Origin of the sequence: Dolichospermum sp. LEGE 00246, assembly GCF_015207865.1 — a bacterium.
Lineage (GTDB): Bacteria > Cyanobacteriota > Cyanobacteriia > Cyanobacteriales > Nostocaceae > Dolichospermum > Dolichospermum heterosporum.
This window is the reverse complement of the sequence record NZ_JADEWA010000387.1, coordinates 1-5,302: the sequence shown is the minus strand read 5'-3', so window position 1 is coordinate 5,302 and position 5,302 is coordinate 1. Positions and strand designations below refer to the sequence as shown.

The following is a 5,302-nucleotide window of genomic DNA, read 5'->3' as shown; positions in this document are numbered from 1 at the left end:
TCTCGTGGGCTCCGAGATTTGTATAAGAGACAGGATATCCATAATGTACTGAGATATTTTTCTAGGTTTTTCTCTTCAATTACAATATCAAAGACGTAGCGATTCCAGAAGCTACTGAGACTATGGATACCCACAATGGAAGTAATTAATATGAGCAACAGAATAAACATTCCCCATGAATAAATCACTTCGGAAAATGCTCTTGTCCCTATCTCTGTGGGATACCAATAGGGACCAGCGACTAATTTCAAATCCCGCCAAAGTTGTATAACAGTAGAAAAAGGATTAAATGGTGTTTGCTCACTAACACTACGAGTTTGCATAATTCAATATCTATATCTATTACTTTGATTTTTACGAGTTAGGAGAATTTCGGCAATCGCTTGAGAAATTGGAAAATGTGGTGCAAATATTTCTAACCAGAAAAATTCCCCAACTGGGTTAATTTCCAGAAATATATACTCTCCATCGGGTGTGACAATCATATCAATTGCTCCATAGTTTAAACCAAATTCAACCATTAATTGCAGTAGCTTTTTTTCCACATCTTGAGGTAAATCATCAGCTTGCCAAGCGTCTTTTAATGCTCTCCCTTGTTTACGCCAATCATAAGTAGCTCCTTCACAACTTTGGGAATTTACTGCGGCTGTAAATACGCGCTGTCCTACAATAGTTATCCGCAACTCTCGCGCCTTGGGTACGTTTTCTTGAAACGTCATCGGACAAAAACGCAGTCCTTCCAGATTTTCCAAATCCTCATCTTTAACTGGACTTGTAAACACAAATAACTGTTCTCCCTGTTCGCCAAAAATAGCAAAGGAAGAAAGCATTTTTGTCACTATACCTTGTTTATGACATTCAGAAGCAAATTGTTTAACTGTTTCTGGGTTATTAGTAGTTAGAGTGCGTGGGGTAAGCAGTCCTATTTTTCGTGCTACTTGTAGCTGTAGTTGTTTATGATGAGTTCGTTCTACATTGGACATCTGATCAAAATGAAAGCCTGGAAGACTGGCAATCATACCCCGAACAGTAGCGCGAGATTCGTTAATTGATGCTTCTCTATATTGCTTGTCCATCGTGTTAGGAATTTTTGCTCCATAGCGCATCCTTCGATACCAAACTGCGGAAACTTCACTCACATCCAGTTGCTTTTCTCCATCAGTGATAATTACCCGTTCTGTATCACCTTGGTAAATATCTAATTTGACTTCCGTAGGATATCTGTCAGTGTCAAACCGAAATGCTTTTTCCCCTTGGTCTTCAATCGCTTTGATCACTAAAGGAATGCTTTCATTGTCGTTGCTATATGTGACTATTAAAATTGTCATAAATAAAATATATGTTTTTAATTAAACTTGGTATGAGTTGCTAGTAGTCTGTCAACCCGAAAATGACAGGTGAAGGCAAGCAGGGGTAGAAGAGAGGCATCATTACCCGTCAAAATAAATTTGACGAGCTACTAGTTAGGCTAACTGTCAGAAATGGCTTACGCCAAGCTACGCTAACAGGATGTCCAGGATTAAAGGATGAACAGGATGAAAACAGGTATTTCATCACCTATTACCCATTACCAGCCTCAACGAGATAACTAACAACTTGATACTATAAAAGTAGAGTATCAGCGATCTCACTAGCAATAGGCAAGTCCAAATCTTTTTCTAGCATTCCCCATTCACCGATGGGGTTAACTTCTAAAAATACATAGTCTTCTGATGGTGTGACGATAAAATCTAACGCTCCAAACAACAACCCCAATTTATTCATAAAGATTTGCAAACGACGCAGCACTTGTTCAGGAAGCTCATAGTGTTGCCATACACCAACATCAACACCAGGTTTACGCCAATCAACTTTAGATGTGTTATAAATGCTGGCATCTAACGCACCGACAAATACCTTACCATTTACGTACACTACGCGCAATTCCCACTGTTTAGGAATTTGCTCTTGAAACACCATCGGACAATAACGCAAGGACTCAGCATCTTGTAAATCTTCTTCTTTAACCACGCTGGTGTAAAAAAAGAAAGAAGTAGATTCCATAGTCCGGGATAGAGGAGTTAATAACTTACTCACCATCTTGCCGTTGACTTGGTGAAAAAACTCCTTTGCTGACTCAGCTTTGTTAGTAACGAGAGTCTGGGGAATGACAAAACCTACCTCAGTAGCAACCCGCAGTTGGCGCAATTTATCATTGGCAGCATTTATACATTCTAAATTATCTACCCAATGAGCGTTTCGCAAACTATCCCAGAAACCATTTAACGTGGCTTGTGATTCTCTTATGCAAGCTTCTCGAAACTTAGGTGCTAGGTCTGCACTTAGTTTTGGTTCCCATATTCGGCGCAGCCAAACCGCTTGCACCTGTTCTGTGCTGATAGAATAGCCGCCATATTCTATAGTGTGATAGATTTTGCAGTTATCAAAATGTGCTGTTAATTCTACTTCTAGGGGAAACCTATCAGTATCTAAGCGAAATGGTTGCACCCCTTTTTTTGACAGTGCTTCAGCCACTCTATCTATTGTGAAAAAATCACCACTGTGAGTAATTAATAAAACAATGTCACGAGACAGGTGCATAAAAACTTTTTTAATTGAAATTTGATTAGCTAGATATTCGTAACTATCTGAAAAAGTTGCTTGTTAATTGTATAGCTTTACACAAGGCGGTTAGGACATCAACCAAAATTAAAACTTAGGCACTGAAAGACTTTTATCACTGTCACCTGTCACATGATATAAATCCCCGATTTCTTGTAGACACCTGTATAGTGGCTGTCCAAAGGGTAGAATTCGGGGATATTCAAGCAGCAGCGATCGCTTAAGTATTGTTGATATCTGAATATGCTATCTATTCGGAAACAATCAGCACTTCTCAATTTTTCGATCCTGCTATTTCTGCAATTTCAAATTTACTTTATTTAGCAATCTTCCCAATCAGAAGGCCACTTGAAAGTGAATACTGATGGAGGTAATGGCTGTTCTTCTGGTTGTGGTGTTGGTGTTTCTGGTGGTTCTTCTTCTGCTGCCAAAAAGCGAGCGAAGAATGGTAGTGCTTCAATATTTGCTAATGTTGATGCTTGCATGGATATTCCTTTTTTCCTGAGAGGAAATTTATGTTACATATCAAAAATATATCAGTAAACGAGTGTTAAAGCAAGGACATTTAAGAGATTTAAGATATTTAAGTAAATGTCGTTATTAGAAAGCAATGTAAAATCTAAATCGGGTAGATCCCCGACTTCTTCAAGAAGTCGGGGATCTGGATATTACGTTTTTTAATTTTGAGTTACTTAATTCTCAAGCGGTTCAACTCTTACCCATTTCAAAACCTTTGAGTCTTTATTATAGCGGTAGGTAAAACCATCCTTTGTAGTAAGAGATTGACCTTTACTTGCTTTAGTTCTCACAGTCCCCAGTGAATAGTCTGTTAATTTCTGCATTTCTCGATGAGAAAGTCCTACAATTTCACCTGTATCTGCTGTTGATGTTTCTGGTTGATTGACAGGTTCATTATCAGCAATTACAAAATCCATGATAATTTCTGGATTTTCAGGAGACACGTTTGATGTTTCTGGTTGATTGACAGGTTCATTATCAGCAATTACAAAATCTATGATAATTTCTGGATTTTCAGGAGACACGTTTGATGTTTCTGGTTGATTGACAGGTTCATTATCAGCAATTACAAAATCTATGGTAATTTCTCTATTTTCCGAAGAATCTATTAATATTTCTGGTTGATTTACAGTTGCATCAGCAGGTTCATTCTTGGGTACAACTTCTATAGTGATACCAGAATTGTCAGAATTTTCAGTAGCAAGTTCTTGTGCTTTTTGCCGTCTATAATCCTCAACAGAGAGAAGTCGCCAACTAGAATCTTGTGATAGTTCTAAAACCCATTGATGATAACTAAATAGACTTTCTCGATGTCCTACACTGATATATGTTGTGTTCCTTTCTTGTAATTGTTGATATAGATTACCTTCATTGTTCAAATCTAAAGCACTTGTAGCTTCATCTAAAATAGTAAAGCTAGGACAAGTAACTAATAAACGTGCGAATGCTAAACGTTGTTGCTCTCCCAAGGAAAGGATATTTTCCCAAGGAAGTTCTGTATCAAAATTATCTATTCGACTCAATAGGTTTTGCAAATTAACTTGTTTTAAAATTGCTTCCAGTTCGCGGTCGCTCATTCCCCGTTTTGTATGGGGATAGAGTAACTGTTCCCGCAAAGTTCCTAAAATTATGTAAGGACGTTGAGGTAAAAATAATACATCTTCTAGAGGAGGTCTGACTACACGACCAGTCCCTGAGTTCCACAAACCGGCGATCGCTCTCAACAGAGAACTTTTACCACGACCACTTGGACCAACAATTAATAAACCCTCTCCAGGTTGAACAGTCAGCGACAACTCTTCAACAATTACCTGTTCATAATTGGGAGTTTGTAAAGTAACATTCTCAAAAGCTAGTCGCTTTTCCTCTTTCGTCTTAATTATACTGACATTTTCCTGTTCTTTAGTGACAGATTTTAACGCTTCCGAGAGTTCAAATAAACGTTCAATATAACTAGAAAATTTTCCTGAAGTGGCAAATTCTTTGATTAATTCAGCCAGCGCTGTTGCGAACAAATTACAAGCTAAAGAAGCTTGGGCAATTTCTCCAAAATCAATTTCTCCTCTAATTTGCATTGGTCCAAATACTATAAATGGAAATATTTGAATAACCGCCTGATATCCTCGATTAAAAATATCCTGACTTCTTTCCCAATCAATCTTGCGTTTAACACTTTGAACAATCCTATTAAATCTCCGATTAACAATGTTTAATTCCTGTGATTCTCCCTGGAAAAAAGCTATTGATTCCGCATGATTACGCACATGAGTTAAACTGTAAGTATAGTCTGCATTTGATTCAACTTCTTCTTGCTTAATTTTGTTTAATTCTTGTGCCAAGTAAATAGCAATTAAATTACCAATTAACGTATAACAAACTAAAGCAACTGCTACAAATTTAGAGAGCGTCCAGAGCAGTATTAAAAAAGCTGTCATTTCTAGGACTTTTTCTAGGAATGTAGCTGAAAAGCTGAGAAAATCTTTAGTTAAAGGCTCAATTTCTTGTGATATTTGTTGATCTGGATTGGTAACATCGGACTGAAAATTGATTTTATAATATGCCCGATTATTGAAATATTTTGATAAAATTTGACTATTCAGCCATTCATACCATTCAAGAGCTATTTTTTTTCTAACAAATTTAGAAATTCCTACTAAAATTGTTACCAAAACCAGCGCAAAAC

The 5,302-nt window shown here is 37.2% G+C and carries 4 protein-coding genes and 1 pseudogene; all 5 read right to left on the bottom strand.

Features of this window, described 5'->3' with window-relative positions; genetic code table 11:
• Window positions 1-323 (bottom strand): annotated as a pseudogene (locus IQ228_RS20430) (ABC transporter ATP-binding protein/permease); the annotation flags it as partial.
• A gap of 3 nt (window positions 324-326) precedes the next feature.
• Window positions 327-1,328 (bottom strand): MvdD family ATP-grasp ribosomal peptide maturase, encoded by a 1,002-nt coding sequence (locus tag IQ228_RS20425; RefSeq protein WP_027403952.1) that lies wholly within the window; start codon window positions 1,326-1,328, stop codon window positions 327-329.
• 274 nt (window positions 1,329-1,602) lie between these two features.
• Window positions 1,603-2,580 (bottom strand): MvdC family ATP-grasp ribosomal peptide maturase, encoded by a 978-nt coding sequence (locus tag IQ228_RS20420; RefSeq protein ID WP_193964188.1) that lies wholly within the window; start codon window positions 2,578-2,580, stop codon window positions 1,603-1,605.
• Between the two features lie 341 nt (window positions 2,581-2,921).
• Entirely contained in the window at window positions 2,922-3,086 is a 165-nt protein-coding gene (locus tag IQ228_RS20415; protein ID WP_027403950.1) for a microviridin/marinostatin family tricyclic proteinase inhibitor, read from the bottom strand.
• Window positions 3,087-3,293: 207 nt separating this feature from the next.
• Window positions 3,294-5,294 (bottom strand): ABC transporter ATP-binding protein/permease, encoded by a 2,001-nt coding sequence (locus tag IQ228_RS20410; RefSeq protein WP_228043974.1) that lies wholly within the window; start codon window positions 5,292-5,294, stop codon window positions 3,294-3,296.
• Window positions 5,295-5,302: the final 8 nt, after the last annotated feature.

What these genes read in the sequence shown, in the direction of transcription:
- IQ228_RS20425 (WP_027403952.1), bottom strand. Translation starts at nt 1,328, where the DNA reads ATGACAATTTTAATAGTCACATATAGCAACGACAATGAAAGCATTCCT.
- IQ228_RS20420 (WP_193964188.1), bottom strand. Translation starts at nt 2,580, where the DNA reads ATGCACCTGTCTCGTGACATTGTTTTATTAATTACTCACAGTGGTGAT.
- IQ228_RS20415 (WP_027403950.1), bottom strand. Translation starts at nt 3,086, where the DNA reads ATGCAAGCATCAACATTAGCAAATATTGAAGCACTACCATTCTTCGCT.